1 protein-coding gene is annotated in these 344 nt (G+C 56.4%); it reads right to left on the reverse strand.

The genetic code is table 11. The features are described 5' to 3' along the window. Positions 1 to 344: SDR family NAD(P)-dependent oxidoreductase (locus R5H23_RS16955; RefSeq protein ID WP_317216141.1), on the reverse strand; the 344-nt coding region annotated here is incomplete at both ends.

Here is a 344-nt window from a genome sequence, read left to right on the forward strand (position 1 = left end):
GCGGCGGCCTGGGTCGTCAGTAAAGTGCCAAGCACATTGACATTAAAGAGACGATGGAAATGGTCTTCGGTGATCTCGTCGATCGAAGCAAATTCGTAAACCCCGGAATTATTGACGAGAATATCCAAGCGCCCGAATTGACTGATCGCCGCATCCACGATGGCCTGCGCATCGGATTTACGAGAAACATCTCCCTGAACAGCGACGGCCTGACCGCCATTGGTCGCAATGGCTGAGACGACGGCGTCCGCTCCGGATTTGCTGGAGGCGTAATTGACGACGACAGCAGCCCCCGCTTCGGCAAGTGCCTTGGCGATACCAGCCCCAATTCCTTTGGAGGCGCC

This window comes from Gluconobacter sp. GP1, assembly GCF_032913585.1.
In the GTDB taxonomy this organism is placed as follows: Bacteria; Pseudomonadota; Alphaproteobacteria; order Acetobacterales; family Acetobacteraceae; genus Gluconobacter; species Gluconobacter cerinus.